The sequence below is a fragment of the Paenibacillus oralis genome (genome assembly GCF_003863965.1).
Classification (GTDB): domain Bacteria; phylum Bacillota; class Bacilli; order Paenibacillales; family Paenibacillaceae; genus Fontibacillus; species Fontibacillus oralis.
On sequence record NZ_RRCN01000001.1, the window covers coordinates 4,151,308 to 4,177,501 of the forward strand.

The 26,194-nt window shown below is 53.7% G+C and carries 25 protein-coding genes; 23 read left to right on the forward strand and 2 right to left on the reverse strand.

Translation table 11 applies throughout. The annotated features are described in order from the left end of the window. The first annotated feature begins 250 nt into the window (after window positions 1–250). From EHV15_RS18550 to EHV15_RS37380, 9 genes are all read left to right on the forward strand, one after another. Complete coding sequence (locus EHV15_RS18550; protein ID WP_128632503.1) at window positions 251–739, forward strand: phosphatidylglycerophosphatase A family protein; 489 nt, start codon at window positions 251–253, stop codon at window positions 737–739. Window positions 740–1,069: 330 nt separating this feature from the next. Next, the gene (locus EHV15_RS18555) at window positions 1,070–1,258 is read left to right on the forward strand and encodes a glutamate decarboxylase (protein WP_128632504.1); all 189 of its coding nucleotides are present in this window, start codon (window positions 1,070–1,072) and stop codon (window positions 1,256–1,258) included. Window positions 1,259–1,352: 94 nt separating this feature from the next. After that, a complete protein-coding gene (gene accD, locus EHV15_RS18560; RefSeq protein ID WP_128632505.1) occupies window positions 1,353–2,246 on the forward strand; it encodes an acetyl-CoA carboxylase, carboxyltransferase subunit beta in 894 nt (297 codons plus the stop codon). After that, window positions 2,247–3,419 carry an acetyl-CoA carboxylase carboxyltransferase subunit alpha gene (locus tag EHV15_RS18565; RefSeq protein WP_246061673.1) on the forward strand — a complete coding sequence of 391 codons (1,173 nt, stop codon included), beginning with the start codon at window positions 2,247–2,249 and terminating at the stop codon, window positions 3,417–3,419. A gap of 192 nt (window positions 3,420–3,611) precedes the next feature. Beyond that, window positions 3,612–5,033, forward strand: a complete 1,422-nt coding sequence (gene pyk / locus EHV15_RS18570; RefSeq protein WP_128632506.1) for a pyruvate kinase — start codon at window positions 3,612–3,614, stop codon at window positions 5,031–5,033. Window positions 5,034–5,149: 116 nt separating this feature from the next. After that, window positions 5,150–5,569, forward strand: coding sequence for an acyl-CoA thioesterase (locus tag EHV15_RS18575; RefSeq protein ID WP_128632507.1), 420 nt, complete (start codon window positions 5,150–5,152; stop codon window positions 5,567–5,569). An 88-nt stretch (window positions 5,570–5,657) separates the two neighbouring features. Continuing rightward, window positions 5,658–6,050, forward strand: a complete 393-nt coding sequence (locus tag EHV15_RS18580; RefSeq protein ID WP_128632508.1) for an FxsA family protein — start codon at window positions 5,658–5,660, stop codon at window positions 6,048–6,050. A gap of 234 nt (window positions 6,051–6,284) precedes the next feature. Next, window positions 6,285–6,623: an arginine--tRNA ligase domain-containing protein gene (argS, locus tag EHV15_RS37375; protein WP_246061675.1), complete on the forward strand. Its 339-nt coding sequence runs from the start codon at window positions 6,285–6,287 to the stop codon at window positions 6,621–6,623. A 116-nt stretch (window positions 6,624–6,739) separates the two neighbouring features. Beyond that, the gene (locus EHV15_RS37380) at window positions 6,740–7,066 is read left to right on the forward strand and encodes a DALR anticodon-binding domain-containing protein (protein WP_246061676.1); all 327 of its coding nucleotides are present in this window, start codon (window positions 6,740–6,742) and stop codon (window positions 7,064–7,066) included. Between the two features lie 9 nt (window positions 7,067–7,075). Here EHV15_RS37380 and ytvI read toward each other — a convergent pair whose 3' ends face one another. Then, entirely contained in the window at window positions 7,076–8,194 is a 1,119-nt protein-coding gene (ytvI, locus tag EHV15_RS18590; RefSeq protein WP_128632509.1) for a sporulation integral membrane protein YtvI, read from the reverse strand. Window positions 8,195–8,546: 352 nt separating this feature from the next. Between ytvI and citZ the strand changes: the two genes are divergently transcribed. The 5 genes from citZ (at window position 8,547) to EHV15_RS18615 (ending at window position 13,151) form a co-directional block, all read left to right on the forward strand. Next, window positions 8,547–9,659 (forward strand): citrate synthase, encoded by a 1,113-nt coding sequence (gene citZ / locus EHV15_RS18595; protein ID WP_128632510.1) that lies wholly within the window; start codon window positions 8,547–8,549, stop codon window positions 9,657–9,659. Window positions 9,660–9,744: 85 nt separating this feature from the next. Then, the gene (icd, locus tag EHV15_RS18600) at window positions 9,745–11,040 is read left to right on the forward strand and encodes an NADP-dependent isocitrate dehydrogenase (protein WP_128632511.1); all 1,296 of its coding nucleotides are present in this window, start codon (window positions 9,745–9,747) and stop codon (window positions 11,038–11,040) included. Window positions 11,041–11,054: 14 nt separating this feature from the next. After that, window positions 11,055–11,996 (forward strand): malate dehydrogenase, encoded by a 942-nt coding sequence (gene mdh, locus EHV15_RS18605; RefSeq protein WP_128632512.1) that lies wholly within the window; start codon window positions 11,055–11,057, stop codon window positions 11,994–11,996. Window positions 11,997–12,104: 108 nt separating this feature from the next. After that, window positions 12,105–12,323: a hypothetical protein gene (locus EHV15_RS18610; RefSeq protein ID WP_128632513.1), complete on the forward strand. Its 219-nt coding sequence runs from the start codon at window positions 12,105–12,107 to the stop codon at window positions 12,321–12,323. A gap of 402 nt (window positions 12,324–12,725) precedes the next feature. Beyond that, the gene (locus tag EHV15_RS18615; RefSeq protein ID WP_128632514.1) at window positions 12,726–13,151 is read left to right on the forward strand and encodes a hypothetical protein; all 426 of its coding nucleotides are present in this window, start codon (window positions 12,726–12,728) and stop codon (window positions 13,149–13,151) included. A gap of 64 nt (window positions 13,152–13,215) precedes the next feature. On the opposite strand, the gene EHV15_RS18620 is transcribed toward EHV15_RS18615, so the two are convergent. Further along, window positions 13,216–13,569 carry a helix-turn-helix domain-containing protein gene (locus tag EHV15_RS18620; protein WP_128632515.1) on the reverse strand — a complete coding sequence of 118 codons (354 nt, stop codon included), beginning with the start codon at window positions 13,567–13,569 and terminating at the stop codon, window positions 13,216–13,218. A gap of 164 nt (window positions 13,570–13,733) precedes the next feature. On the opposite strand from EHV15_RS18620, the gene EHV15_RS18625 reads away from it, so the two are divergent. The 9 genes from EHV15_RS18625 to polA all read left to right on the forward strand — a co-directional run bounded on the left by EHV15_RS18625 (window position 13,734) and on the right by polA (window position 26,184). Continuing rightward, window positions 13,734–14,624: a glycosyltransferase family 2 protein gene (locus EHV15_RS18625; protein ID WP_128632516.1), complete on the forward strand. Its 891-nt coding sequence runs from the start codon at window positions 13,734–13,736 to the stop codon at window positions 14,622–14,624. Between the two features lie 93 nt (window positions 14,625–14,717). Next, window positions 14,718–15,584, forward strand: a complete 867-nt coding sequence (locus tag EHV15_RS18630) for an SDR family oxidoreductase (RefSeq protein ID WP_128632517.1) — start codon at window positions 14,718–14,720, stop codon at window positions 15,582–15,584. 229 nt (window positions 15,585–15,813) lie between these two features. Further along, the gene (locus tag EHV15_RS18635) at window positions 15,814–17,391 is read left to right on the forward strand and encodes a fumarate hydratase (protein WP_128632518.1); all 1,578 of its coding nucleotides are present in this window, start codon (window positions 15,814–15,816) and stop codon (window positions 17,389–17,391) included. Between the two features lies 1 nt (window position 17,392). Next, the gene (gene pnpS, locus EHV15_RS18640) at window positions 17,393–19,195 is read left to right on the forward strand and encodes a two-component system histidine kinase PnpS (RefSeq protein WP_128632519.1); all 1,803 of its coding nucleotides are present in this window, start codon (window positions 17,393–17,395) and stop codon (window positions 19,193–19,195) included. Between the two features lie 292 nt (window positions 19,196–19,487). Continuing rightward, the gene (locus EHV15_RS18645; RefSeq protein WP_128632520.1) at window positions 19,488–20,210 is read left to right on the forward strand and encodes a response regulator transcription factor; all 723 of its coding nucleotides are present in this window, start codon (window positions 19,488–19,490) and stop codon (window positions 20,208–20,210) included. 111 nt (window positions 20,211–20,321) lie between these two features. Further along, the gene (locus EHV15_RS18650; protein WP_128632521.1) at window positions 20,322–21,494 is read left to right on the forward strand and encodes a methyl-accepting chemotaxis protein; all 1,173 of its coding nucleotides are present in this window, start codon (window positions 20,322–20,324) and stop codon (window positions 21,492–21,494) included. Between the two features lie 414 nt (window positions 21,495–21,908). After that, the gene (gene pstB / locus EHV15_RS18655) at window positions 21,909–22,664 is read left to right on the forward strand and encodes a phosphate ABC transporter ATP-binding protein PstB (protein ID WP_128632522.1); all 756 of its coding nucleotides are present in this window, start codon (window positions 21,909–21,911) and stop codon (window positions 22,662–22,664) included. Between the two features lie 18 nt (window positions 22,665–22,682). Further along, entirely contained in the window at window positions 22,683–23,342 is a 660-nt protein-coding gene (phoU, locus tag EHV15_RS18660) for a phosphate signaling complex protein PhoU (protein WP_128632523.1), read from the forward strand. Between the two features lie 175 nt (window positions 23,343–23,517). Then, on the forward strand, window positions 23,518–26,184 hold the full coding sequence (polA, locus tag EHV15_RS18665) for a DNA polymerase I (protein ID WP_128632524.1): 2,667 nt from the start codon (window positions 23,518–23,520) through the stop codon (window positions 26,182–26,184). Window positions 26,185–26,194: the final 10 nt, after the last annotated feature.

Consider the following 26,194-nt stretch of genomic DNA (forward strand, 5'->3'; position numbering starts at 1 on the left):
AGCTCCTATAAGCCCCCCTATACCAGTGGATTTTCAGGCTTGGCTCCGTTTTTAACGAACATTTTTTACGCTTCAAGCATACACTTAGGAACACAATACGCCATGAGCAAGGCCCCCCGGGTCTGAGTGGTATTTCGGAAAAGCGTGCTGCTCCCGGCGCGTCTCCTAGAGCGGGACGGTGTTGCCCTGCATGCCGGCGGACGGACGACCCAAGCAGAGCGCTTATTCCGGAATGTAAGGAGGTAATCAGATGTCCTATGAAATGGCTGAAGCCCAGTTGCTGCGAAGAGGTGTTAGGTTGGAGGAAATCGCGCAAATCGTCCATTCTTTGCAAATTGCCTATCACGACGATTTGACGCTGGAGCAGTGCTTGGATAGCGTAAAGGCGGTGCTGCAAAAAAGAGAGGTGCAGTACACTTTGTTTACGGGTATTGCCTTGGATGAGCTGGCGGAACAAGGGCTTCTTCCCGAGCCGCTGCAATCGATCATGGAAGCGGATGAGCCGCTGTACGGCGTTGACGAAACGATGGCGTTAGGCATTACGAGCGTTTTCGGCATGATCGGGCTGACAAGCTTTGGTTATTTGGACAAGGTTAAGCCCGAAATCATCGGCAAGTTGAACAACAAGGGCGCGAACATTCATGTGTTTATGGATGATCTCGTAGCCGGCTTGGCCGCGGCCGCTTCGGCCAGAATCGCCCATAACCACAAAAATGCCGCCACTTATTCCCAAAAATAACAGTGCCTTGCCCCGAATTGAAGGAGCTGCTATTGCAGAAAAGGAATTGATACTGAAATGTAAGGAAGCTGCTATTTTAGCATATAGAAATTGCAATTTTTTAAGACGGACAGCTTATGACATGCTTCGCGGCATAGGGGGGCCCGCGATTCCCTCTCCGGCGGGAACGGGCGTTTCGCAGCTTAGGAGGACAGCCCGAATTCCGACGGATTTCGCGCCTGCCGCTTCCATTTTGCGACCCTTCCCTTTGTTGCGGGGGATTTGAAAATTATGTTATCATAACTCTATTATACGGGCTCAAAGATTAAAGTAGGGGGCTTTGAAAAGGACATGTGGACTGTAATGTATATTGCGCCAACCGCCAAGGTTGCGGATATGATCAAAACGAAACTCACCGAAGAAGGCTTCCTCGTCCAAACACGTCCTGTCAATTTATCCAAGCAGCAGTTCGAAATCCTGGTTCCTTCCGGGGAGCTGGAGGAAGTGCAAGAGGTTTTGAATACGATTTTGCATCCTTAGGCGGGATTGTCCTAAAAAATGCGCAAGGCTATGGTGCGATAGATCCATGACTGTATTACTGGCCATGAATATAAACGGCTGAAGAGGTGTAGTTGTGTTTAAAGACTTGTTTCAGAAAAAAAGAAAATACGCGACCATTCCTTCAGAACGTCGAGGGAGCGAAGACGGATCGCAGTCGATGGACCGGCCTAAACGGGAAATTCCCGAAGGTCTGATGAATAAATGCGCCCGTTGCGGCAGTATTCAGTACAGCAAGGAATTGGAGAAGAATTTTAAAGTTTGCTCTTCCTGCGGCTATCATATGCGGCTTAACGCGCTGGAGCGCATCCGCTATACGATGGACGAAGGAAGTTTTACGGAATTTGACGCAGACCTGATCTCCGTTGATCCGCTCGAATTTCCGGGGTATGCCGGCAAGCTGGAGCAGCAGGCGCTAAAATCGGGGCTGCGCGAGGCCGTTGTGACCGGACAAGGCACCATCGGCGGTTTTCCGGCCGTTGTGGCGGTCATGAGCTTTGATTTTTTCACCGGCAGCATGGGTTCCGTGGTCGGCGAAAAAATTACGCGCGCCATTGAAGCAGCGGCGGAGAAACGGCTGCCGATGATTATTTTCTCGACGTCAGGCGGAGCCCGCATGCAGGAGAGCATCCTCAGTCTGATGCAGATGGCGAAAACGAGCGCCGCTTTGGCCCGCTTGAGCGAGCAGGGCGGTCTCTACATATCGGTCATTACGGATCCGACGACCGGAGGCGTATCGGCCAGCTTTGCCATGCTCGGAGATATCATTCTGGCCGAGCCGGGAGCGGTGTTTGGTTTTGCCGGGAGAATCGTAATCGAGCAGACGATCCGGCAAAAGCTGCCGGACGATTTTCAGACGGCCGAATTCAACCTGCAGCACGGGCAGCTCGATCTGGTGGTTCACCGCAAGGAAATGAAAGCCACGCTGTCCAAATTGCTGGATTTGCACGGTGTGAAGGGAGGAGCATAAATGGCGGGCGAATTGCCTTTCGAGACGCCGCTTGTGAAGCTGCGCGAGAAAATTCAGGAATTGGAGCAGTTTGGTAAAGAAAAAGGCATCGATTTTGCCGAGGAGATTGCTCGTTTGGAAGAACGGTACCGGCAATTGGAAGAGGAGATATACAGCCAAATTTCGCCCTCGCAAAAAATGCATCTGGCCCGGCATCACCAGCGTCCGACTTCCCTGGATATGATCGGCCTGATCTTTGAGGACTTCATTGAGCTTCACGGGGACCGGGTATTTGGGGACGACCTTGCCGTCGTTGGCGGATTGGCCAAGCTGAACGGCATCCCCGTGACGGTGCTCGGACAGCAGCGCGGCAAAGATACGAAGGACAACATCGCCCGCTTCTTCGGGAGCGCGCATCCGGAGGGCTTCCGCAAAGCGCTTCGGCTGATGCAGCAGGCGGACAAGTTCCGGCGGCCGATCGTTACGTTTATCGATACGAAAGGGGCTTATCCGGGCATTACGGCGGAGGAACGGGGACAATCCGAGGCGATCGCCCGCAACCTGCGGGAAATGGCGATGCTTCGGGTGCCCGTTATTTGTGTGGTCCTCGGCGAAGGCGGAAGCGGTGGCGCGCTGGCGCTTGGCGTCGGCAACCGCGTGCTGATGCTGGAGAACGCCATATATTCCGTGATCTCGCCGAACGGTGCGGCTTCGATTCTGTGGAAGGACGCATCCAAGGCAGACCAGGCGGCGGAAGCGATGAAGATTACGGCCCAGGACCTGCTGGAAATGGAAGTGATCGAAGAGGTCATTCCGGAGCCGCGGGGCGGGGCGCACCGCGATTACGAAGTTACCGCAGGCGCCATTAAGGAAGCGATTGTCCGCCATTTGGAGGAATTGTCGATCATGCACGCGGACGAGCTGCTTGAGGACCGGTATCGGAAATTCCGGAAAATCGGCAAGTTTACGGTGGCTGAGAATACGGATGCGCGTGTATACGCGGGATCTCCCGCGGGTTCCGCCGTGCCGGTGGAGGACTTGGGCCAGGAACAAACGTCTCTGGATGTTTCGGGATATTCCGGCCGGGACGGCGAAGATGCCGGCGATGGGGAAGCCGATGCCGAGCAAGAAACTAGCGACAAGCCCGATGCCCCAAAGGCCGCCTCCTCGGAATTGGTGCATAAGCAGGAATAAACTATCAAATAGCCGAAAAATCGGGGCTTTGGCCTCGGATTTTTCGGCTATTATAGATTGTTTTCGCAGTGTAAAAGAATAGAATGTTCGTGACAATATGATAAACTTCCTATACAAATCGACAAAATTGTAGTAAATTTAGTTGTTGGAAAAGACTATATAGAGAGAACTATTAAAACGGAGGAAACCCAAATGCGCAAAACAAAAATCGTATGTACTATCGGTCCTTCCAGTGAATCGTTAGAGAACATCAAGAAGTTGATCATGGCCGGAATGAACGTCGCTCGCCTGAACTTCTCCCATGGAGATTTTGAAGAGCATGGCGGCCGGATCAAAACGATCCGCCAAGCGAGCGCGGAGCTGGGGAAATCAATCGCCATACTGTTGGACACCAAAGGTCCAGAAATCCGTACCGGCAAATTAAAGGAAGAACCGATCGAGCTCGTGCAAGACGAATTCATCACCCTTACTACGGAAGAAATTCTCGGGGACAAGAATCGCCTCTCGATTACGTACAAAGAGCTTCCGGGTGATGTGGAAGCAGGTTCGACCATTTTGATCGATGACGGTTTGATCGGACTGACGGTAGTTGACATCCAAGGTACGGAAATCAAGTGCCGGATCGTCAACGGCGGCACCATTAAGAGCAAGAAAGGTGTAAATGTTCCCGGCGTTAACATTTCCCTGCCAGGCATCACCGAGAAAGATGCTAACGATATCAAGTTTGGGATCGAGCAAGGCATCGATTTTATTGCCGCTTCCTTCGTTCGTAAAGCGAGCGACGTGCTTGAAATCCGTCAATTGCTTGAGAAACATAACGCTGCGCACATCCAAATTATCTCCAAAATCGAAAACCAGCAAGGCGTCGACAACCTGGACGAAATCCTGGAAGTGTCCGACGGTTTGATGGTAGCCCGCGGCGACCTTGGCGTGGAAATCCCTGCCGAAGACGTGCCGCTGGTACAAAAACGGATGATCGAAAAATGCAACCGCGTCGGCAAACCGGTTATTACCGCCACGCAAATGCTGGACTCGATGCAGCGTAATCCAAGACCGACACGCGCCGAAGCGAGCGACGTGGCGAACGCGATTTTCGACGGTACGGACGCAATCATGTTGTCCGGCGAAACGGCTGCCGGGAAATATCCGGTGGAATCGGTGCTGACGATGGCCCGTATTGCGGAAAAAGCCGAATCCGGTCTCGAATACCGTGAAATTTTCATTAAGCAAAGCAATGCCCAGCAAACAACCGTGACGGAAGCGATCAGCCAGGCGGTAGCCAACTCCGCGCTGGAACTGAACGCCAAAGCGATCATCACTTCCACGGAAACGGGTTATACGGCGCGGATGGTGTCCAAATATCGTCCGAAAGCGCCGATCATCGCGGTGACGACCGAAGACCAAACGCTGCGCCGCTTGGCTTTGAACTGGGGCGTTACGCCGGTGAAGGGCGCGGTTGCTTCGTCCACGGACGAAATGTTCGACAAGGCGATGAAGGGCGGCCTGGATTCCGGAGTGGTGAAAGAAGGCGACCTTGTCGTCATTACCGCTGGGGTTCCGCTGGGGCGTTCCGGGTCCACCAATTTGATCAAGATTGGCCAAATCCGTAAGTAGCTCTGGTTTAAGATATAGCAACGATCGTGCGAACGATTTAAAAAAAGGCAATGGGGAACCCTGTAAACCGGGAACCATTGCTTTTTTTGCAGCAAAAGAAAGGAGCGAGGGATCACGTGTATGTCAGCGAACTGGCTATAGAGCCGAAATATTTTGAATTCGATATGATGGGGATCATTTATCACGCTCACTACCTCGGCTGGTTTGAGGCGGGACGTTCGAAGCTGTGCGAGGACCTCGGCTTCAAATATATTGATATGGAGCAGGCGGGATACATATCTCCCGTTCATGAAATGAAGGTGGAGTACAAAAAAGGCATCCGTTACGGCGACGAAGTGCTGCTGAGGACATGGATCATCGAAAACGGCGGCGTGAAGACCGTTTACGGGTACCATGTGTTTAACGGGGAGGGTACGCTTTGCGTGGAAGGCTCGTCCTCTCACTATGTCGTACGGCGCGAGGATTTTAAGCCGGTTCAGTTCAAAAAGGTATTTCCCGAATGGTTTGCGGCCTTTGAGAAAGCGAGCAAATCATGATTTTTGATTCTCCTCCTTTGTAGCGGTAAAATATATATATACGATCAATATTTTATTATGCTGCAAGCTTAAAGGAGTTTCTATAAATATGCGTAAATGGATTGCCGCTTTAATTATCGTAGTCCCGCTCGTGGAGTTTTGGGGGTATTTGTTTGTCGGCGAAAGATTGGGGGTCGGGAAGACGATCTTTTTGACCTTGGCCACTTCGGTGATCGGCGGGCTGATGATGCAGTTTGAAGGGCGCAAGGTGCTGGCGGATGCTAGGGCCCAAATGACCGGAGGGCAGATTCCCGGGCGGATGGTGCTCGACGGTATTTGCGTTTTTGCCGGCGGCATCCTGCTGCTGATCCCCGGATTTGTTACGGATATCATCGGGTTTACGATGGTGTTTCCGTTAACCCGGCCGCTGTACCGTTTCCCGCTGATGAAATGGATCCATAAAAAAATGAAGGACGGCACGATCACCTATTTCCGGCGTTGACTCCGGTACGAAAGGCGTGAATGAAGCGGACCCGGGAAATGGTTTGCCGAACCGGCAGCACGGCGTAGGCAAATCCGGCAACAGGCCGTTAAACGTAAAGAGTGGCTAATTATGGTTAGCACTTAGAGTGGCACCGCGGGAACCAGAGGTTTCTCGTCTCTTTTTGAGACGGGGGGCTTTTTTTGTTTTCCCGAATTTTTGGATAAGGGAGCGGGTGAGGCCGCATCGGGATATTTGAACTTTTATTGGGACAAAGGGATTTTTGCGCAGGAAGTGGTCAGTGAAATACATGCCGCCGGTGAAAAATACGGGGTGCAAAATATCGGCCAAGGCCGCGTGATTGTGATCGATTTTTCCTCGCCCAACATCGCCAAGCCTTTTCATATCGGGCATTTGCGTTCGACGGTGATCGGAAGCGCGATTTACCGGATCTTCTCATGTCTCGGATACCGCGTGATCGGGGTTAATCATTTGGGAGACTGGGGGACTCAGTATGGGAAGCTGATCGTCGCCTACCGCTTATGGGGGGATGAGGAGCGGCTGGCGTCGGGGCGGTCATTTTTCACGATTTAAGCGGCAGCCGGATCAAGGATATCCATTTCTCCTGGGAGGAAGCGCTAAGCTTTGAAGGGGAAACAGGCCCTTACCTGCAATATACTCATGCCAGAGCGTGCAGCATTCTGCGCAAATTGGACGAACAGGACAAACTCGGCGCTGAGCGTGACGGCGGCATAAAAAGCGGGTTGTTGACGCATTCGGCAGAGTACGGCGCAGCGAAGCGGTTGTCGCAGTTTCCGGAACGGATCAAGTTGGCCGCCGGCAAAATGGAGCCGTCGATCGTCAGCCGTTATTTGATCGATTTGGCCCAGGCGTTTAACCGTTTTTATCATGAGTGTCCTGTGCTTATCGATGATCGCGAGCTTCGGGAAGCCCGGGGCGCTTTGGTGAAATGCGTACAAATCACGCTGCACAACGGGCTGCGTCTTCTGGGCCTGCAGGCGCCCGAGCGAATGTAGGGGGATTATTCACCTCAATCTTCCGTGCAGGATATAATTGCGCAAGTCCCGCACCACTCCGGCGCGGAAGGCCGCGCCAAAGATGACCAGAGTCACGGGGCCGACGATCAGGCCCAACACGCCAAACAGCTTTAGACCGGCAAACATGGCGATCAAGGTGGGTAAGGGATCAAGGCCGACGCTGCTGGCCAGCACTTTCGGTTCAATGAGCTGTCTGGACACCAGGATGATGCCGTACAGGACCGACAGACCTATGCCGAGCGTCATGTCGCCGGTCGCAAAGGCATAGATGAGCCAGGGGATCATGATCGTTCCCACACCCAAATAAGGCAGCAGATCGACCAGCCCGATCAGCAGCGCATAAGTGAACGCGGATTCCACGCCCAAAATCAGCAGGCCGATCAGCACGATGAAGGCGGTTATCGAGATCATGATAAACTGGGCGCGCAGGTAGCCGGACAGCGCCTTTTGCAGATCTTTCCAAATGTCGCCGGCGGTTCTCCGGAACGGAGCGGGAATGCTGCGCGCCAGAAAGCGCATGTCCCGCTCCCAATGGCTGCTGATAAAAAAAGTCGCGAGCAGAATGACGGCGAGAATGACGCCGAGGTTCGGCAGTGAAGATATCAAACCTACCACAATGTTTAAAAAATTGTTGACGAGGTGCGAGACGGCGGAACCTATCTTTTCCGCGGTGTTGTCGATGTTTTTGTGGATCGTATTTTCATAGCCGGGATTATCGGCGATAAATCGGTTGATTTCAGTGAGGATCGACTGAATGCTTTCGCTTTGCGTCCAGGAGATAAACAGACGCCTCCACTCCTCAATGCGAACGTCGAAGGATTCGGCCAGATGGATGAGCTCCTTGACGAGCCGGGTTAACGCCGCGGACAGGATGATGGCGGCACTGCCGACATAGACGAGCAGCGAGACCGTAACCGCCAGCCACCTTGGGAGTTTTATATTTTGCTGAAGCCAGAGGACAAACGGATTCATCGCATAGGAGATCAGCCAGGCGATCAGAAACGGGTAAAGGAGCGGGATCAGCCAGTAAACCGCGGCGAGGGAACCGACAACGACGACGCAAATCCAGCTTCCGCGCAATACGCGTTTGACGACTACGCTATCCAAACGGCATTCCCCCTTTTTCATGAATACATGTCCTAGTTCTAGGATATTATGGGTCCGCGGGGAGTATGACGAGCCTACTTTTTTTCAATTAATGTGACATTTTTTATTGCAAAACTGAAATCGTTTACAAAAATTCTTTATGATTGTGAAAGAAATTTTTGATCTGGCGGGCTGCGCCGTAGCGGGTTCCCATGCTCCGAGAAATCCAGTATGATGAATTAGTAAGCATTTATAGCGTGATTCCTTTTTTCAGGGTCGTTTTCGCGTCACTTCGTAAAAATTTAAAACTTTTAATTTGAAAATGTTTTCACAGCTTGTTGCTCACAAAATGTTAACAAAGGAGAGATGTATCATGACAGCTACGAAAGGCCTTGAAGGCATTGTTGCGGCAACTTCTTCGATCAGCTCCATTCATGACGGCGTACTCTGCTATCGCGGCATTAATATCGATGATTTGGCTGAACGCGCCAGTTTTGAAGAAACGGCTTACTTGCTGTGGAACGGTAAACTGCCCAACCAATCCGAGCTGGAGCAGCTCCAGCGGCAGTTCAGCGATTATGCGGCTGTCCCGCAGGCGGTTCTCGCGCAGATGAAGTTGTATCCGCAGGGTGCAAACACGATGGCAGTGCTTCGTACTGCCGTATCGGCTCTTGCTTTGTACGATGAGAACGCCAATGACAACACGCGCGAAAGCAATTTGAAAAAAGCGATCAAGCTGCAAGCACAAATTCCGACGTTGATTGCCGCGTTTGCCCGTATCCGTCAAGGCAAGGAACCGGTGGCTCCGCTAAAAGGCGTATCCATCGCCCACAATTTCTTATACATGCTAACCGGTGAAGAACCCGATCCGATCGCCGTCCGAGCGCTGGACCAGGCGCTTGTGCTGCATGCGGACCATGAGCTCAACGCATCCACGTTCTCCGCGCGCGTAACGATCGCGACGCTGTCGGACATCTACTCCGGGGTGACGTCGGCGATCGGGACGTTGAAAGGGCCGCTCCACGGCGGCGCCAACGAAGCGGTGATGAAGATGCTGAGCGAAATCGGGACGCTTGATCAGGCGGAACCCTATATTCAGCGGAAGCTGGCCAACCGGGAGAAAATCATGGGCTTTGGACACCGTGTATACAAAAACGGCGACCCGCGGGCCAAACACCTGCAAAAAATGTCCCGTCAGCTCAGCGCGCTCAAAGGCGACTCGACGCTGTACGACATTTCCGTCAAAGTGGATCAGCTCGTGACAGGACAAAAAGGGTTGAAGCCTAACGTAGACTTCTATTCCGCTTCCGTATATACGATGCTGGGCATTCCGGGCGATTTGTTTACGCCGATTTTTGCGATAAGCCGTCTCTCCGGCTGGACTGCGCATATTTTGGAGCAGCTTGAGGACAACCGGCTTATCCGTCCGCGCGCGGAATATGTAGGGGCCACGAACCAGTCTTATGTACCGATTGAACTAAGATAAGCAGCAGTACGGGAGCTCCATGGAAATTTATGATAAAATGGAGACCGTGAAAAGTTGAAAAGAATGCGAGGAGGAAACCGAAAACATGTTGAAGCTAGAAAAGTTTGATCTCCCTACCGAAGGTGAAAAAATTACGATTCAAGACGGAAAGCTGCAGGTGCCGAACCATCCGATCGTTCCGTTTATCGAGGGCGACGGTACCGGCCGCGATATCTGGAAAGCATCCAAACGCGTATTGGACGCCGCCGTGGAGAAAGCCTACGGCGGGGACAAGAAAATCGCCTGGTACGAAGTTTTTGCGGGGGAAAAGGCCTTTAATGCCTACGGGGAGTGGCTGCCGGCTGACACGCTGACCGCGATCCGCGAGTATATCGTGGCCATCAAGGGACCGCTCACAACGCCGATCGGCGGCGGCATCCGCTCGCTGAACGTAGCGCTGCGCCAGGAGCTGGACCTGTACGTCTGCCTGCGCCCTGTCCGTTATTTTGATGGGGTGCCTTCCCCGGTGAAACATCCGGAACTGGTGGATATGGTGATTTTCCGGGAGAACACGGAAGATATTTATGCGGGAATCGAATACAAGGAAGGCTCCGAGGAAGTCAAGAAAGTGCTTGCGTTCCTGCAAAATGAAATGGGCGTGAAAAAAATCCGCTTCCCGGAAACGTCCGGCATCGGCATCAAGCCGGTTTCCGAGGAGGGCTCGAAGCGCCTTGTCCGAGCCGCCGTGGAATATGCGATCAAGCATGGCCGTAAGAGCGTTACGCTGGTGCATAAAGGCAATATCATGAAATTCACCGAAGGCGCGTTCAAAAACTGGGGTTACGAAGTGGCCGAAGCGGAATTCGGCGATAAAGTGTTCACCTGGGCCGAATATGACCGGATCAAGGAGCAGTCGGGCACGGATGCGGCGAACCAGGCGCAAAAAGCCGCGCAGGAAGCCGGCAAAATCATCGTGAAGGATGCCATTGCCGACATCGCGCTGCAGCAGGTGCTGACACGCCCGACCGACTTTGAAGTCATCGCCACGCTGAACCTGAACGGCGATTACTTGTCCGACGCTTTGGCTGCGCAAGTGGGCGGCATCGGGATCGCGCCGGGGGCGAACATCAACTACGTTACCGGGCATGCGATCTTTGAAGCAACGCATGGCACGGCGCCAAAATACGCCGATCTGGACGTCGTGAACCCGGGTTCCGTCATTTTGTCCGGCGTTATGATGCTTGAGCATCTCGGATGGCAGGAAGCGGCGGACCTCATTTACAAGGGACTGGAAACTTCGATTAACAATAAGACGGTAACTTACGACTTCGCCCGTCTGATGGATGGCGCTAAAGAGGTAAAATGCTCCGAATTTGCCGGTGAAGTGATCAAAAACATGTAGGAGGCTTGCCCCGCATGGCTATCCAACGCAAAAAGATAACCGTTGTCGGCGCCGGTTTTACCGGCGCAACCACGGCGTTTATGCTTGCGCAAAAAGAACTTGGAGACGTCGTGTTGGTTGACATTCCGCAACTGGAAAGCCCGACGAAAGGCAAGGCGCTCGATATGCTCGAGGCCGGCCCGGTTCTAGGGTTCGACAGCCGTATCGCCGGCACTTCCTCCTACGAGGATGCGGCAGGCTCCGACCTCGTCATCATTACGGCGGGGATCGCCCGCAAACCCGGGATGAGCCGGGACGACCTCGTCAACACAAACGCAGGCATCGTCCGCTCCGTATGCGAAAACGTGAAAAATTACTGTCCGGATGCCACGGTTATCATCCTCAGCAACCCGGTGGACGCGATGACATACGTGGCTTATCAAACGCTTGGTTTCCCAAAAAAACGCGTCATCGGTCAGTCCGGCGTCCTGGATACGGCCCGGTATTGCACGTTTATCGCCGAAGAGCTGAACGTTTCCGTGGAAGATGTGCGCGGTTTTGTGCTTGGCGGCCATGGCGATGATATGGTTCCGCTCGTACGCTATTCCAGCGTCGGCGGGATTCCGATCGATACGCTGCTTTCGGCTGACCGCATCGAAGCGATCGTGCAGCGGACGCGCGCCGGCGGCGGCGAAATCGTCAGCCTGCTTGGCAACGGCAGCGCTTATTACGCGCCTGCGGCGTCGCTGGTGCAGATGACCGAAGCGATCCTCAAGGACAAAAAGCGGATTTTGCCGGTCATCGCCTTGCTTGAAGGCGAATACGGCTACGACAATTTGTTCATGGGCGTACCGGTTATTCTCGGCGGGGGCGGCATCGAAAAGGTGTTCGAGCTTGCATTAACGGCCGAGGAAAAAGCCGCGCTCGACCAATCCGCCGCCTCGGTCCGAAGCGTGATTGCGGTCGTGAAAGGCTGATCGTTGGATAATCCTCTGTTTTAGTTGCTGAAAAACCCCGTCCTTTTAAAACTGGACGGGGTTTTTTAAGATTAAGAATTGATAACTCAACTTTCGGTGCGGCCAAGCATGGATTGGCAAGCAAGCCTTGATGTAATTGGGGAACCACCCTCTACCCGTAGAATTGACGCTAAATTAGAGTGGAAAGCTCTTTTTCCTGTCTTTGACAGCGACTTCATGGATCAGTTCCAGCAGTTGCTCGTTTTTCATGGGAAGAAGGACGGCTCGATGGGATCAAATGCAAAAGTACATTTGAATTTCCGCAAATTTCTGCTTTTGAGCGGTTGAAGTGCAAAAATACATCTCATTTGCGGCTATCGGATAAAAAAGTAGCTTATAATCGGAAATGAACTGCATATTTGCAGTTGAACTGCCCGGTTCGAGGGATTTCGACGGAAATCGCATGCACTTTTGCATTTCGTGGGATTTCCCCCTCTTATAAGTTCTCAACGGAGCTGAGGAATTCTATAATCGTAGGGAAAACTACCTTTAAGCCCCACGAAGCCAAATAGAGGCTGTGGTGTCCGTTAACTTCAAGCACCGTTTTGGTTTAAAGCCGCCAGAAGAAAGTATTATAAAGTACATTATCGCTATTTAACTTGTGCAAACTCGCCTTCCCAAGGAGCCGTTCCATTTATTGTTACAATAGTTTATAATAAATGTAATTGACGTTGAAAGGCGGTTGTGTTAATGTATCAGGTCATGTTATTCCTACATATTATTGGGGCTTTGGCGCTCGGCTTTTATTTGATATTGCCGTTTGTGCTGGGGACGCTGGGCAAATTGTCGCTTGCCGGGCAGGAAGGCACCGTGTCGGCCGTGAAGACGTTGAACCGATTTGCGCAGTTTGGCCTGATTCTCCAGCTTTTGACCGGCGGATATCTGATCGGTCAGGGCAACTACTCGGTGCCTTGGATGATCGTGATCGTCTTATTGTTCCTGGCCATCGGCGCGCTCAGCGGGATTATGGGCAAGCCGCTGCGATTGGCGCTGGAGGGCATTCGCCAGAACAAACCGATTGCGGCCGAGGAGGGCAAGCTGCGTACATTAAGCGCGCTGTTGTCCGTGTCCGTGCTCGTCATTTCGTTTTTCATGGTGTTCAGCACCATTATCTAAATCCGCAAACAAAGACCTGCCGGAACTGCCGGCAGGTCTTTGTTTTCTAACGAAATCAGCGGACTTATGAAGGCTCCTTCGTTTCCTTTTGCAATTCATCGAGATGGGTGAACATCAGTTTCATGATATCGAGCGCGAGTTGTTTCTCTTTTGAGGTGCGCCCTGCCATGATTTGCTGAATTTGATCGATAAAATGATCGTCGCTGATTTCCAGCGAATCATGGAGCAAATAATCGACGGTAACTCCCAATTGATTAGCGAGCTTCACGAGCGTATCCAAAGATAAACTGCGTTCGCCCCGTTCAATTTGTCCTATGTATGCGTCCGAAACCTCGATTTTTTCGGCAAGTTTCTCCTGAGTCAAATGCATTTTATGCCGTTCTTGGCGCAGCCTTTTCCCCAATGCCTCGTAGTCCATAAAACCCCCTCCTGTATTTACCATAGTGAGAACTAAAGGGAAATATAATAAACTAGGTGTTTTGTTTGTGTTTACTGAAAGTATGAATTGGGTTATTATGGAATTATCGTCTATACTGATTTACAATAATTTATATATTATACCCATTTTAAGGAGCTTATATGATGTCTAGCGAATCAAAGACCGTATCGATCATCATTACCGTAAAAAACAATGGAATCGATCTCTACACGACGATGGAATCGCTCAAGGTGTCGCGCACCACTCTTCCTTATGAAGTGATTATCGTCGATGAAGGCTCGGTGGATGGATGCTGTGACTTTTTGCTTGGTTACCGTTTTGAGAAACCGCTTAAACGTCTGAAAGGAACGCCGGGGGTGCCGGCTCGAAATATCGGCGCCGAGCATGCTACCGGAGACTACCTGATCTTCTGCGGGGCGCATCTGTATTACGATGACGGTTGGATGGAGGCGTTGCTTGAGCCGCTCATCCAGGGAGAAGCCGATTGCTGTTCGCCTTCCTTCATCATGCATGAGCGTTCCGTGGTGCCAAAGACGGAAGCCGTTTCGGGCTGGCTAAAATCCATACGGTGTTACCCGGCCGTATCGGAAGAGCGTAATGAATTGCCGTGGTTGTCGTGGGAATGTTTTGCGATCCGGAGGGACCGGTTTCAGGAAATCGGCGGGATGGAGGACGGGTTTGCCGGAAAAGAACTGGAAACCGCGGAATTTTCGCTAAGAATGTGGCTGCTCGGAGGAACCTGCCGTTATGTTCCGGAGGTGTCTCTGGTGCAGGTTTTTCGGCAAAATTTCCCTTACGATCACAGCGGGGAACGATGGGGAAGGGATCTGATGGTACTGGCCTATTTGCATTTCTCGGAACCTCAAATCTCGTTTTGCCGGCAGTTGGCGGAAGACGTTTTTGGCCCCGAAGGCGGGGACGAGCTGGTGGTCGGGGAGTTGACGTATGAAAGAAGGCAGAAGTACGCGCTTTGCCGGCAACACGACGATACGTGGTTTCTAAACCGCTTTGGCATCGTATTTTGCATGGGGTAAGGAGCATAAGCACGCCTGTCCGGGCTATCCTATAAGTGCGTGAACAACCACTATAAGGCAACAGTCGACAACACGGCAAAGGAGAGTGCCAGGATGGCAAATGGACAGAGCAAGCAGACGATGCCTCCCCAGCATCAAAATCAGCAGCCCGGCGTCGAAGCGGACATGTTTCCCCGTCCGGTGTATGAAGGAACGTACAAAGCGGCCGGGAAGCTGAAAGGCAAGGTGGCGTTGATCACCGGCGGCGACAGCGGCATCGGGCGGGCGGTTGCGGTGGCTTACGCCAAAGAGGGAGCCGACGTGACGGTCGTCTATTTGAACGAGCACGGCGATGCGGAGACGACGAAAAAAGAGGTCGAGCAAGAGGGAAGCAAATGCCTGCTTGTTTCCGGGGATATCGGCGACGAATCTTTTGTAAAAGAAGCGGTCAAGCGCACGGTGGACGAGCTTGGCGGCCTCGATATACTGATCAACAACGCGGCGGAGCAGCATCCGCAGCAGGATATTTCGGGTATTACGGCCGAACAGCTGGAGAAGACGTTCCGGACGAATATTTTCGCGATGTTTTATTTGACCAAAGCCGCCCTGCCCCATCTGAAAAAAGGCAGCGCCATCATCAATACGGCATCGGTGACCGCGTATAAAGGAAACCCGCAGCTGCTGGATTATTCGGCGACCAAAGGCGCGATCGTCAGCTTTACGCGCTCGTTGTCGATGAACCTGGCCGGCAGCAAGGGGGTACGGGTCAACGCCGTCGCGCCCGGGCCGATCTGGACGCCGCTTATTCCGTCCACCTTTGATGCGAAGCAGGTGGCGGAATTCGGCGGCACGACGCCGATGCAGCGCCCCGGCCAGCCGGAGGAGGTCGCTCCGGCCTACGTCTTCCTCGGCTCGGAGGACTCCTCTTATATGAGCGGCCAGGTCCTGCACGTCAATGGTGGCGAAATTGTAGGCGGCTGATCTTCGGAGCATATCCCCTTGCCCTTTGATTCACTGGAGGCAGGGGATTTTTTTGTGCAGTGATAAACCTCTCTTTTTCGGACTTTCTTTTGGACAGAAATCGTCATCTCAAGGTAGTTATTATGTTATTATAAACTTGTTGAAGAAGATATGAATTGCGATGGAATTTTGAAGCTGCCTTTCGGGCTTATATGTTTATCAAGATGACGAGAGAGGGGATTCTTGAACCATGCAACAGTTTGAAGAAAGCGTATACCAATTAATCGTGGAAACCTCCACCAATTTGCCGGGAGATGTGCGCCGGGCGATCAACCTTGGCCGCTCCATGGAAAACCGGGCCACGCGGGCCGGGCTGGCGATGTCGACTATCGCCCGCAACATTAAAATGGCGGAGGAGCAGGTGTCGCCGATCTGCCAGGATACCGGAATGCCAACTTTCATCATCCATACCCCGGTCGGAGCGAATCAGATTGAAATGAAGCGGGCCATCAAAAGCGCGGTACAGCGGGCCACCAAGGAAGGCAAGCTGCGCTCGAACTCCGTGGATTCGCTGACCGGGGCGAACAGCGGCGACAATTTGGGGCCGGGCACGCCGGTCATTCATTTTGAACAGTGGGAAAATGACTATATCGATATGCGCCTGATTCTGAAAGGCGGCGGCTGCGAGAACAAAAACATTCAATACAGCCTCCCCGCCGATTTGGAAGGCCTGGGCCGCGCGGGCCGCGACCTGGACGGGATCCGCAAATGCATTTTGCACGCGGTATACCAGGCTCAAGGTCAGGGATGCAGCGCGGGATTTATCGGCGTCGGCATCGGCGGCGACCGGACGACGGGCTATGAACTGGCCAAACGGCAGTTGTTCCGCACCGTCGACGATGTCAATCCAAAGCCGGACCTGGACCGTTTGGAACAATATATTGTGGAAACGGCCAATCAATTGGGCATCGGCACGATGGGTTTCGGCGGCGAAGTTACCTTACTGGGCTGCAAAGTAGGCGTCGAGAACCGGCTGCCTGCCAGCTTCTTTGTGTCGGTAGCCTACAACTGCTGGGCTTTCCGCCGCCAAGGGGTGGAGATCGATGGCGCCACCGGCGCGATCAGCAATTGGTTGTACGAGCGCGGCAGCGATGTTTCCGTAGAGGAATCGGCGGGGCAAGGAGCCGAAGATCTCGCCGCAGCAGGGGGAGCGGCCGATGCCGAGGCGTCCGCAGCCGCGGGGGAAAGCCGGGAAATCGTGCTGCAGACGCCGGTTACGGAGGAGCAAATCCGGCAGCTTCGCGTGGGCGACGTTGTGGTGTTCAAAGGCGAAATGCACACCGGCCGCGACGCTTTGCACAAATATTTGATGGATCACGATGCCCCGGTGGATTTGAACGGAGCGGTGATTTACCACTGCGGACCGGTCATGCTGAAGGACGAGGAAGGCTGGCATGTCAAAGCGGCTGGTCCGACGACCAGCATCCGGGAGGAGCCGTATCAAGGCGATGTCATGAAGAAATTCGGCATCCGCGCCGTCATCGGCAAAGGCGGAATGGGCCCCAAGACGCTAGCCGCTTTGCAGGAGCATGGCGGGGTATACCTAAACGCCATCGGCGGAGCCGCCCAATATTATGCGGAATGTATCAAGAATGTGAACGGCGTCGACTTTATGGAATTCGGCGTCCCGGAAGCGATGTGGCATCTTGAGGTTGACGGGTTTGCCGCGATCGTCACGATGGACTCCCATGGAGACAGCCTGCATGAAGGAGTGGAAAAGGACTCGCTCGCGAAGTTGTCCGCATTCAAAGAGCCGGTTTTTAAATAAGATGAAGACGTTCAGAACCAAGCTTTCCCTCATTTTGATGGGTCTCGTCGGCATCTCGATGTTGGCTGCCGGCCTGACGATGGCCCAGCTGTTTAAAAATTCCCATATCCATGCTCTGGAGGAGAATATGGAGCGGGAAATCAGCCTGCTGGAGGATACGTTCCGGTTTGTCCCGGTTCAAGGTAACGCCGGCGCGGAAGCCTATTACGAGGAGCAGGCCAAAGCCTTGGAAGAAATGACCGATTCCCGCGTCACCTTCATTACCTTGGACGGAAAGGTAGTCGGCGATTCGGAAATGGATGCCGAGGCGATGGACAATCACGCCCATCGGAAGGAAATCGAATCGGCGGCGGGCGGGGGCGCAGGCAGCGCGATCCGCTACAGCCATACGGTCGGCGAAAATATGCTTTACGTCGCCCGCCGCGTCACCTCCGCGAACGGATTCGACGGTTACATCCGCCTGTCGATGAGCCTGGCCACCGTGGAAAAGGGATTGACCCAAGGGTGGATACTGATGGCCGGCGGGCTGCTGATTTTATTCCTCGTAGCCGGCTTCGTCAGCTACCGGATCGCCGCGGGAATGACCCGGCCTCTGGAGCAGATCACGCGCGTCGCGCACCGCATCTCCAAGCTGGACTACAACGCCCGGGTAAGGCTGACCCGCCGGGACGAAATCGGCCAGTTGGGTGAGGCGATCAACGGGATGGCGGACAGCCTGCAGCAGCAGCTCAAGCGGATTCATGACAATGAAGATCTGCTGCAAAGCGTGCTGGCCAACATGACCGGCGGGATCGTAATGGTTGACGCTTCGGGCAACATCGCCCTGATCAACCGGGAGGCGGAGCGCATCCTGCATGTCAAGGGTGATCAGCTGTTGGGAAGATCGTACCGCGACATCAAACGCAACTACGAATTTACGAAGTTCGCCGAGGAGGGGATTTCCCGCCAGGAATATGTCCAGGAGGAGCGCAACGTCTACGATCCGGAGGAAAAAATACTGCTGTTCGACAGCGTGCCGATGTTCGAGGACAACGGGAATTACCGGGGGATGCTGTTTCTGCTCCGGGACGTGACCGACATTCGCAGGCTGGAACGAATGCGCAGCGAATTCGTGGCCAACGTGTCCCATGAGTTGAAAACGCCGATTGCCGCGGTCAAAGGCTTTGCCGAAACGCTGCTCGCCGGAGGCGTGAAAGATGAGGAAACGGCCCGTTCGTTCCTGCAGATCATTTACGATGAAGGGGACCGGCTGAACCGCCTGATCGGCGACATTCTCGATCTGTCCAAAATCGAATCCAAGCTCGTGCCGCTGGAATACGCTCCCGTGAACCTAAAGGAATTGTTCGACAGCATCTATGAAGTGCTGCTGCCCGCGGCCAGGAAGAAGTCGATTGCGATGGACCACGACATTCCCGAACACCTGTTTATGGAAGGGGACGAAGACCGGCTCCGGCAAATATTCATGAACCTGCTGTCCAACGCGATCAGTTATACGCAGGAAGGCGGCAGAGTCCGCGTCGATGTCGCCATTTTGGGCGAGGGCGGGGAAGACGAGAAGGTTCGCATCATCGTCAGCGATACGGGGATCGGCATCCCGAAAAAAGATTTGCCGCGCATTTTCGAACGTTTTTACCGGGTGGACAAAGCGAGATCCCGCAGCTCCGGAGGAACCGGCTTGGGGCTGTCCATCGTGAAGCATCTCGTCGATCTGCACCATGGCACGATCAGCGTGGAAAGCAAAGTCGGCGAAGGCTCTTCATTCATAGTGGAGCTCCCGTTTATGCATACTTTGGATGAGGGTTAGTACAAGTTGAACTAAAGAAAAACGTGAGTTAGGCAAGAGTGTGAAATGATTCCGAAGAAACGGCAGTGGTCGCCTTTGTGAGCGGATTTCAACCGCATTCGAATTTAGTTGATCATAGAAATCCGCGAACAACAGCGATCGTAGGAACATTTCTCACGGCTGCCCCTATCACGTACATCATTAGTTCAACTTATACAGAGCCGATTTTACCCATTTTTATATTTTTTACACCGCGTTAACATTCCCGTGATATGCTGGGCTTGTCATCAAACACGTAGAGATGAGGGGTTCTATGACGCAACGTCTATTGGTTATCGAAGATGAACCGACGTTATCCAGGCTGCTGTCTTACAATCTTACCAGCGAAGGCTATGAGGTTGTCGTGGAAGATCATGGGCAGACCGGATATGAGACGGCGCTCAAACAAAAATTTGACCTGATATTGCTGGATTTGATGCTTCCGGGCATGAACGGGTTTGAAATCATGTCCAAGCTGAGGGGCGAAGGCGTGACGACCCCGGTAATTATTCTGACCGCCAAAAATGCGGAGGAAGAAGTGGTGCAGGGCCTCAAATCGGGCGCTGACGATTACATTACCAAGCCTTTTGGGGTCGCCGAATTGTTGGCGCGGGTGGCGGCGGTCCTCCGCAGAGCAAACGGCCAGGAGGAACGGGAAGCCATGGTACAGGACAACTCCCAGATTTCGCTGGGGGCTTTGACCATCTTCCCCGAGAAATACGAGGTTACTTTAAACGGGGAAGCCATTACGCTAAGACCGAAGGAATTTGAAGTGCTGCTGTACCTGGCGCGAAAGCCGGGAGTCGTGATGACCCGCGACGATCTGATGAACGCGGTCTGGGGCTTCGATTACATCGGCGGTCAGCGTACAGTGGACGTCCATGTCAGCTCGCTGCGCAAAAAGCTGGAGCTTGATCCCCAGTCGGTGCATATCGATTCCATTCGCGGCGTAGGATATAAGCTGGTCGTAAACAAGAAAAAAACGCCCATCACCTAAGCAAGATGATGGACGTTTTTTTACATACGATCAAAATGCCGTAAACATTAAGCAAACAGTTTCCGGGTATGCTTTGTTAATGAATATGCGCCAATCTGAGGGGAGTTGTTCGTGTTGGGAGCACAGATGGTAGCGGAATTGGAGCGGCTGGAGCCGATACAAACCGCCGGCGGGGAACCGGAGGCAAAGCAGGCGGCGGTCCCGTCCAACCTGGAGGAAACTGCGGTGGATGTGCGTAAGTACTGCAGAAGCGTGCCGGTGATCGGGCGGAAGGAATCCTGCCGCGGTGTGCTGCAGCGGTTTCAGCGCGATTCCGAACTTTCGTGCATCGTCCTTTGTGATGAAAGTAACAAACCGCTGGGAATTTTGATGCGGGACCGGTTTTACCGCTTTTTGGCCGGGCGTTTTGCGGCCGATTTGTTTTACGATCGCCCGGCGTCCGGATTTGCCGATGAGCATCCGCTTGTATGCGATTTGCAGACTCCGGCCAGAGATGTGGTGGATGCGGCGTTAAACCGGGAGGGCGCCCATTTTTACGAGGGTTTGATTATGACCGAAAATGGGCGGTTTTACGGCATCCTGACGGTGCAGGACCTCATGCGGATGTCGCGTGATCTGCAGCGGGAAGCGGATCAAATCCGGGGGGAAGTCGTTCGCGAAAGCTATTCGCTGATCAAGGACATCGAACATTCGGTTAGGCAAGTGTCCGATTCCGCCGGACGAAGCTTGCGGGAGTCGGAATCGATGAGCGGACAGGCCGAAACGGGCAGGGCCGAACTCGAAGTAGTGAAGGCCGCCTTCGACCGGGTGCTGGAGGCGTCCCGCAGCCAGGCGGCGCAAATGTCGGAGCTGCTGGAGCGCACGCAGCAAATTTCGTCGATCACCGCCAGCATTCAGGCATTGGCCAATCTGAGCGGGATCCTGGCGCTGAACGCTTCGATCGAAGCGGCGCACGCCGGAGAACATGGACGCGGCTTCGCCGTCGTCGCGAGCGAAATCCGCAAGCTTGCTCTGCAGACGCAGAAACTGTCGGGGGAAATCGGCGAAACGCTGGATATCGTCAACCGTCATGTGCAGCAAGCGGCGGCGACGTCCGGCCAGACGGCCGCGGAGATGGAAGCCGGCCATATGCGGGTGGGCAAAGCGGATGAAACGTTCGAGGCCTTGGTGCGGTCGGTCCGGTCCGTGGAGACGAGGGAACGGGAGATGCGCGATGCCGCGGATATCGCTGCACGAAGAACGGAAACCGTGCTGCGTGAGCTGGAGCAATTTACGAAAGCTTAAAGAGGTTGTTCAAAAAGCCATCTTTTGATCACGAAGCAGGTCAGGAAGTGGTTTCGACGTCGAATCTTGAATTCAGCCGGGCCAAGCATATGCTTCCGAAGCATGTTTCCTACGGAAACATTTCAGGTGCTCACGTACCCTCACAAGATCCTATGCTTCCGAAGCCGTTTTCTCCGAAAACGTTCAGCTCCGCTCCTCAGTCCCTGGCTTCATCCGACCTAAAGCGTTTTGGAAAAACGCACATCGAAAGCATACGCTTCGGTGCTGAAAAGCCGACGTTTTGAACACGCACTTAAACATATTTTACATTACGTTTACATTTTGATTCATTTTCTTTTACATAAGCAAGCTAAAATGGATAAGGATTTAATCGTGCTTTAATAATAAACGGTAGTTGGACGAAGGAGAACTGACATGGAAACCGTGATCCGGATTCAACATTTGAACTTATATTATGAACAATTTCATGCGTTAAAGGACGTTTCTTTGGATATCCCCGAGCGAACGATTACCGCCTTCATCGGACCGTCCGGCTGCGGCAAATCGACGCTGCTGCGCACGTTGAACCGGATGAACGACATGATTCCCGGAACGCGGATCGAAGGCAGTGTGGAAATCGCAGGGGGCGACATCTACGGCGATGAGGTGGAAGTCGAGGAGCTGCGCAAACGGGTGGGGATGGTATTTCAACAGCCAAACCCTTTCCCGAAATCGATTTACGATAACGTGGCCTATGGCCCCCGCTTGCACGGGATCAAAAACAAGGCCGCCCTCGATGAAATTGTGGAGCAAAGCCTGCGCCAGGCCGTCCTTTGGGACGAGGTGAAGGATTTCCTCAAGCGCTCGGCGCTCAGCCTGTCGGGCGGGCAGCAGCAGCGGCTTTGCATAGCGCGGGCGATTGCGGTGCAGCCTGACATTCTGCTGATGGATGAAGCGACATCGGCGCTGGACCCGATTTCCACCTTGAAAATCGAAGAACTGGTCCAGCAGCTCAAAGACAGGTATACGATCGTGATGGTCACGCATAACATGCACCAGGCGGCGCGGATTTCCGGCCGGACCGTCTTTTTCCTGAACGGGGAAATCGTTGAGGCGGACGATACGCAGAAGCTGTTTTCCACCCCGCAGGATTCGCGCACAGAAGATTATATTTCCGGTCGTTTCGGATAACAAGGAGGCTGCTGCTGAATGATTCAAAGAAAAGAATTCGATCAGAATCTGGAAGAACTACGGCAATTGCTCAGACAAATGGGGGAGCATGTTGAACAAGGGCTTACGGAAGCTATCGGGGCCCTGCGGGCCATGGATTCGCAGAAAGCCAAAGAGATCGTTGAGCGCGATATCGAGCTGAACCAGATGGAAGAGCAGGTGATGGAAATCGGGTCGCGGCTCATTGTAACGCAGCAGCCGGTGGCCAAGGACCTGCGGCGGATTATCGTCGCCTTTAGAATTTCCAGCGATCTTGAACGGATGGGCGATTTGGCCGTCGATATTGCGAAAGTAACGATGCGTTTGGAAGGCCAGAAGCTGATCAAGCCGCTGGTCGATATCCCGAAAATGTCGGACCTGGTTATCCTGATGCTGCGGGAGTCGTTGCAGTCTTACTTGGACGAAAATACGGACCTGGCCTACAAAATGGCCAAGGACGACGACGAGGTCGATCATCTGTACAGCCAGACGATCCAGGAGCTGTATACGTTTATGATTGAAAATCCGGATTCCCTGCAGCAGGCGATGCTGCTGACCCTGGTTGGACGCTATATCGAGCGGATCGCCGACCATGCCACGAATATCGGGGAAAGCGCGGTGTATCTCGTCACCGGCCAACGTCCGGACTTGAATCAGTAAAAATGTTCTTTAACACGCTGTGTACCGGTTGATCAACCGGCAGCTGCCTTGCGCAAAATGCAGGCGGCTGCCGGTTTTATTGTTTTGCGCTCTTTACGGGGCATCGCGGTGTTAACCGGAGGCCTGCTGTGTTATCATAGGTAACAGGAACAAAACACTCGGGACGAGGTGTAGTATGGATAAATTGATCCTTATAGATGGCAACAGCATTATTTACCGGGCGTTTTTTGCGATGCCGCCGCTGACGAACTCCGGCGGGCTGCACACGAATGCCGTTTACGGTTTTACCAATATGCTGCTCCGGCTCATTCAGGAGGAGCAGCCCACTCACATTCTGGTCGCGTTTGACGCGGGCAAAACGACGTTTCGCCATGAAGGCTACCAGGAGTATAAGGGCGGCCGGGAAAAAACGCCGCCGGAGCTGTCGGAACAGTTCCCGCTGATGCGGGAGCTGCTGGAAAGCTTCGGCATCGCCTGGTTTGAACTGCCCGGCTACGAGGCCGACGACATCATTGGCACGCTGAGCAAACAGGCCGAGGATTCGGACCGCGAAGTGCTTGTCGTCACCGGGGACAAGGATATGCTGCAGGTGGTCACAGGCCGGGTCAAGGTGGCGCTAACCCGCAAGGGCGTTAGCGAAGTGGAGCCTTACGGGCCGAAGGAAATTGAAGAGCGGTACGGCCTTAAGCCGCTGCAAATCATCGACCTGAAGGGACTGATGGGCGATACGTCCGACAATATCCCGGGCGTGCCGGGCATCGGGGAGAAGACGGCGCTGAAGCTGCTGCATCAATTCGGCTCCGTGGAGGAAGTATTGGCCCATACCGATGAGCTCAAGGGCAAAATGAAGGAGAATCTCGTGAACCATGCCGAGGATGCGCGGCTCAGCAAGCAGTTGGCGACGATTTTCCGCGAAGTGCCGGTGGAGCGGTCCTGGGAGGATATGCAATTCTCCGGCATTGAAGAGGACAAAGCGGTTCCGATGCTGCGCAAGCTGGAATTCAAATCGCTGCTGGAGCGCTTGTCCTTTACCGCGGGAGCTGGCGGGAACGCCGCGGCGGATGCGGATGCGGCCCAGGCGGCGGACATCAACGTGACGATGGTGGACGCGGACACCTTGCCGGAAGTATCCGGGCAGCTTGCGGAAGTAGAAGGGATGATCATCGAGTCTTACGGGGATAATCCGCATCATGCCACGCTGATGGGGCTGCTGCTGTCGACGCCGAAGCGGCATTTTTTCCTGCCCTTTGAATTGCTGAAGCGGGAGGAAGCGGCGGATGTGCTGTCCTGGCTGGCGGACGAAAACATCCCCAAACGCGGATACGATCTGCATCGCGCCGATCTTGCGTTGTTTTGGCAGGGCATCACTTTTGCCGGCGCGGAGCATGACGTCCAGCTTGCCGCTTATTTGCTCGATCCGACGGAAAACGACCAGACGATCAGCGGACTGGCCGTAAAATACGGTCTTCCGCACGTGCCTGCGGATGAAGACGTGTACGGCAAAGGCGCGAAATTCAAGGTGCCCGATCCCGAGACGCTCGGCCGGCATTTGGCCCGCAAAGGGGACGCCCTGCTGCGCATCGTTCCGCTTCAGCGCGCCGATTTGGAGAAATACGAAATGCACGGGCTGTTTTATGATCTGGAGATGCCGCTGTCGCGGATCCTGGCCGACATGGAGAAGCAGGGCGTAGCCGTCAACCGGGAAGACCTGAAAGAGCTCGGAGTCGAATTCGAAGCGCAGATCAACAAGCTGGTGGCGCAAATTTATGAAATCGCCGGGCAGGAATTCAACCTGAACTCGACTAAACAATTAGGGGAAATTCTGTTCGATAAACTGGGGCTGCCGGTCATTAAAAAGACCAAGACGGGTTATTCCACCGATGCGGAGGTTCTTGAAAAGTTGGCGCCGTACCACGAGATCGTCCAGTTTATCCTCGAATACCGTCAGCTCGCTAAGCTGCAGTCCACCTATGTGGAAGGTTTGCTGAAGGAAATTATGCCGCAGACGGGCAAAGTGCACACCTATTTCCGGCAAACGGTCGCCGCTACCGGACGGCTGAGCAGCCAATATCCGAACTTGCAAAATATCCCGATCCGCCTGGAGGAAGGCCGCAAAATCCGCAAAGTGTTCGTTCCGTCGGAGGAAGGCTGGTTTATTCTCGCCGCCGACTACTCCCAGATCGAGCTTCGCGTCCTGGCCCATATTTCCGGCGACGAGGGGCTGCAGGAGGCTTTCCTGCACGATATGGACATCCATACAAAGACGGCGATGGACGTCTTTGGCGTCGGGCCGGACGAAGTGGACGCGAATATGCGCCGTTCGGCAAAAGCGGTCAACTTCGGCATCGTATACGGAATCAGCGATTACGGCTTATCCCAGAACCTGAACATTACGCGGAAGGAAGCGGCCCGCTTTATCGAGCAGTATTTTGAAGCGTTCCAGGGCGTTCGCCGGTATATGGACGAGATCGTCAAGGACGCCAAACGTGACGGTTACGTTAAAACACTCTTGGAGCGGCGGCGCTATTTGCCGGAAATCAACGCTTCGAACTTCAATTTGCGTTCGTTTGCCGAACGCACCGCGATGAACACGCCGATCCAAGGAACCGCGGCGGATATTATCAAGCTGGCGATGGTGAAGATGGACAAGGCGCTTTATGAGCACGGCTTGAAGAGCCGGATGCTGCTGCAGGTGCATGACGAATTGGTATTCGAAGTCCCTCCGGAGGAGCTGGACATGATGAAGAAGCTCGTGCCCGAAACGATGGAGAACGCGATTAAGCTGTCCGTGCCGCTGAAGGCGGAGGTCAGCAGCGGCGACAACTGGTACGAAGCGAAGTAGAACGAGCGAA